Origin of the sequence: Belnapia arida (genome assembly GCF_016773205.1) — a bacterium.
In the GTDB taxonomy this organism is placed as follows: domain Bacteria; phylum Pseudomonadota; class Alphaproteobacteria; order Acetobacterales; family Acetobacteraceae; genus Belnapia; species Belnapia arida.
On sequence record NZ_JAETWB010000110.1, the window covers coordinates 1 to 3,677 of the forward strand.

General features: G+C 64.0%; 4 protein-coding genes. 2 read left to right on the plus strand and 2 right to left on the minus strand.

Annotated elements, in window-relative coordinates; translation table 11 throughout:
* Positions 1-12: 12 nt before the first annotated feature.
* On the minus strand, positions 13-378 hold the full coding sequence (locus tag JMJ56_RS32695) for a hypothetical protein (protein ID WP_202836049.1): 366 nt from the start codon (positions 376-378) through the stop codon (positions 13-15).
* Between the two features lie 710 nt (positions 379-1,088).
* Here JMJ56_RS32695 and JMJ56_RS35960 point away from each other — a divergent pair.
* A complete protein-coding gene (locus JMJ56_RS35960; protein WP_407927989.1) occupies positions 1,089-1,406 on the plus strand; it encodes a DUF3489 domain-containing protein in 318 nt (105 codons plus the stop codon).
* A gap of 652 nt (positions 1,407-2,058) precedes the next feature.
* Positions 2,059-2,478 (plus strand): hypothetical protein, encoded by a 420-nt coding sequence (locus JMJ56_RS32705; RefSeq protein ID WP_202836051.1) that lies wholly within the window; start codon positions 2,059-2,061, stop codon positions 2,476-2,478.
* Positions 2,479-2,569: 91 nt separating this feature from the next.
* On the opposite strand, the gene JMJ56_RS32710 is transcribed toward JMJ56_RS32705, so the two are convergent.
* Positions 2,570-3,677 (minus strand): LLM class flavin-dependent oxidoreductase (locus tag JMJ56_RS32710; RefSeq protein ID WP_236039049.1); only part of this gene is annotated, 1,108 nt, incomplete at its 5' end.

Genomic DNA, 3,677 nt, shown 5'->3' on the forward strand with positions numbered 1-3,677 from the left:
AGATCGCCGCCATCACCAAGCACGAGGGCTTCCGCTGGGTTCAGCGGAAGAGCTTCTACCCTGCCGACATGCGCCAGAAGGGCTGATTCCGCGAAGGGGGTGGCTGCGTACCGATGGCCAACCTCCTCGATCGTCCATGATTGCCGTGAGGTTGAAGGTGGCGGAGAGCGAGATGTTGCGGGCCTTCACTCGGGCCGTTTTGTTTGTCCAGGCTGCGGCGTCGAGTTCGATGAAGCGGGTCAAGGGGGCCAGCGCCACATCGACGAGATCGCCCTGCCGGCAGCCGATGACCACCACATCGAGCAGGCTGGTAGCGCCCGGCGGCGCCGGGTTCGGCAGGCCCCAGGAGACCTTTGCGGCGAACTCCCGCTGGCCCACGGGCAGGGTGGGCGTGCCACAGAGCAGCGCCGGGGCGTGCTCCGACGGAAAATTAGAGGCGCAGCACCTCGGGCTCGATCTCGCCGGCGAAGGAGACGGCGTCAATCTGCGCGAAGCGGACGTTTCCTGCTTCACTTCAGCCGGACACAGAACGAATGGTCGATTACGCGCCGCTGTGAGCCCGGATGCGCTGCCTCGACCGGCTTCTCGGCGGGGCTCTGGGCAGTAGCACCCGGATGGCCGGGTGCCGCACCTGGGGTCCGCTATGACGCCTACCCCGACGCAGGCCGCGATCCTCGCCTCCGCGCTACGGCACCCGCAGCACCTCGTGACCCCACCGGCCCGGCTCGCCCCGGCGCTGCGCGATGCCATTCGCCGGAGCCTCTTCGCCAAGGGCCTGATCGAGCTGCTAGCGCTCGATCAGTTGGACGAGAGCACGTCCTGGACGGCGAACGGAGCCTCCATACACTACCGCCTGGCCGAGGCAGGACTGCGCGCCGCCGTCGGGATCACCGACGCAGAAGCCCCTACGAATGCTCCTACAGCCGCTAGCGCGCCTGAGGCTTTGAGGGCCGCCCCGCTCGCTCAGCCGCCCACTGCCGTCGCTGAGTTCCCACCAGCGACCACGGTCCGGCAGGGGCTACGCGCCGCAGCGGAGGCCGTCCTGGCCGCCTGGAACAACGCGGAAGCCCGTGAAGTGCACCTTCCCGATGCGGTCGCCGCGTTGCGGGCCGCCCTCGCCGGCAAGCCCACCGGACCGCCGCGCGATCCGGCCCGACCTCGCACGCCGCGCGAGGACACAAGCAGCAACAGGTGCCCGCCATGCTGCGCCGGCCAGATGGCGCCACCGTCGCCCAGATTGCCGGGCAACTGGGTGGCAGGCCCACACGGTCCGAGGGTTCTTCGCGGGGCTGGAGCGGCGCCAAGGCATCACGGTCGAAGCTGCCGAGCGCGTCCGGCAAGTTGGGTTTGGAAAGGAGGGCGCCAAGGGCAGCTACAGCGTCTACCGCATCGCCGAGGTCAGCTGATGCCGATCCAACGCTGTCCTGGCCACGCTGTGCGGTCGGCCCCTTAGAGGGACCTCCCACGACATCTTGCAGAAACACCAGTCGACGGTGACGCTAACATTGCCAGAACATGATGCATTCCGCGTTGGTCGCCGGTTTTTTCGTTGTGCTTATCTCGTCGAGTGCCCTGGCGAGCGACCCAGTGCCGTGGCCTCATCATCGGGCGCTTTCGTTACCTATTCCGATGGCTGTGGTCGGTACCCAAGAGATAGAAGCGGGGACTGCGAAAAGCTTCTTCCAGGCCCTTGCCAACCAAGGCTTCACCTGCGCGGCCGAGGACCACACCCGGCGCACCCTTCGGCGGGTTCGAGTGGAATGTAGGCGCGGCAACGACGTATGGGCGTATGAGGGTGGGTTCCCTGTCAACTACAACCGCGTGGTGTTCGACAGAGTTCACCGCAATGGAGTGCTTCTAGGCGGAGCCCATTTGCTCGCTCATGTACGGGCAGTCGTAGCAAGCGCCACGACCATGGCTACTGATGGCACCGGACCTGCTCCAGACGCCGAACCACTAGTCCGTGACCGGCCATTGTCCGTATTGGCAAGAGCGACGGCAGCTACGGTAGCGGACACCTTCCCATCGGACTGCACTAGTCTCCGCGGCGGACGGCCGATGCCGTACCGCAATCCGCAGTATGGCTTTGCCTTGAATTACCCGTCTACCTTCGCCCTCGATCCCGAGAGCGTGCCGGACAACGGCGACAGCGCCCAGTTTTGGACCACTGACCGCAGCGCCACTGTTGTAGTGACGGGCCTTCACAACCGTATGCGCCAACCGCTCGGTGAACTGCTGCGAGAAGCAAAGCGCGACATCGTGGAGAACAGGCGAGGCACCATCACCTATGAGCGCACCCGAGACGGTTGGTTTGTCCTCTCTGGCTTTGTCGCAAACCGCATCTTTTACCGACGGACATTCCTCTCGCAGGGCGGAAGCATCATCGCCACGCTCTGGATCGAGTTTCCACGTCACATGCGCCCGTGCTTTGATAACGCTGTGACCATGATGTCGCACTCATTCAGAGCCATACCATAGACGCGCAAGATTGCGTTTCGTGCAACCGCACCAATGGACTCTGTCGCGTCAACGGCGGAGATAACAATTGGAGTGCGGCTGGTGCTTCAGCCTATGCGAAGATCTCCCCAAGCCTGCGGATGCTGTCCAGCGCCTGCTCCTGCCGCAGGCCAGGCCACTGCACGCGCATGATGAGGTGGTCCACCCCGAGCTCCTCGCGGTAGCGCGCCACCTCCTCTTTCACCGAAACCTTGTCGCCAATGATAAAACGGTCCTTTACGAAAGCTTCGAAGCGCTTGCCGAAGAGCGACATGTCATCGTCGCCAGTCGTCTTGCCGGAGAGGCCCCAGGCGGCATACGCCGCGTATTTGTAGCGCAGCGCCGCGCAGCATTCGTCGTAGGCCGTAGCGTGCGACGCGCCGACGTAGCACTCCCGCGCAATCGGGAACTCCCTCGGCGTGCGGCCGTATTCTGCCAGTGCCGCGCGGTAGACGCCCATCTGCCGGCGCACCGTTTCCAAGTGGTCTGAGTTCACGATGAGCCAAGCATCGCCAATGCGCGCGGCACGCTTCACCGCGATATCGACCTTCGCAGCCACATAGATTGGCGGTCCGCCGGGTGTAAAGGGCGTGCTGCCGAGGCTCCCCTTATCCACTTTGTAGAACTTGCCGTGGTGCGTCACGTCCGTCTCGCTCCACAGACGGCGCATCAGCGCAATGCTCTCGACAAGACGTGGAGCGCGCTCGGTGATTGGCACACCGAAGGCGGTAAACTCCGTCTCGCGGTAGCCGAGGCCCACACCAAGCACGTACCTACCGGACGTCAAGAGGTCCATGGTCGCAGACTCTTCTGCAACCTGCACCGGGTTCAGCAACGGCAAGATACGAATGTTCGGGCCTATCACCATCCCCTCGGCCTCACGCATCAGCCAGGCGGCCAGCAGCATGGGCTGCGGCATCTGTAGCGGGCCGGTCAGGTAGTGGTCCGGGAACCACAAGGAGTGAAAGCCCGAATTACGGGCCAGACGCACCTGCTCTTGCATCTTCGGCAGGTGATCGGCCAGCCGATAGCCTTCCGGGAACTGAGTGTTGAGGAATAGGCCGACCTTCATGGCTTCGTTTCCCGCGGCGTTCGTTAGGAAGGCTTGCTCTGTTGCGAGCCTATCCGGGCAGGATGAGGCCTGAAGTCCCACTTTGGAGATCATGGACAATGAACTGCTC

What these genes read in the sequence shown, in the direction of transcription:
- JMJ56_RS35960 (WP_407927989.1), top strand. Translation starts at nt 1,089, where the DNA reads ATGCGGTCGCCGCGTTGCGGGCCGCCCTCGCCGGCAAGCCCACCGGAC.
- JMJ56_RS32705 (WP_202836051.1), top strand. Translation starts at nt 2,059, where the DNA reads ATGCCGTACCGCAATCCGCAGTATGGCTTTGCCTTGAATTACCCGTCT.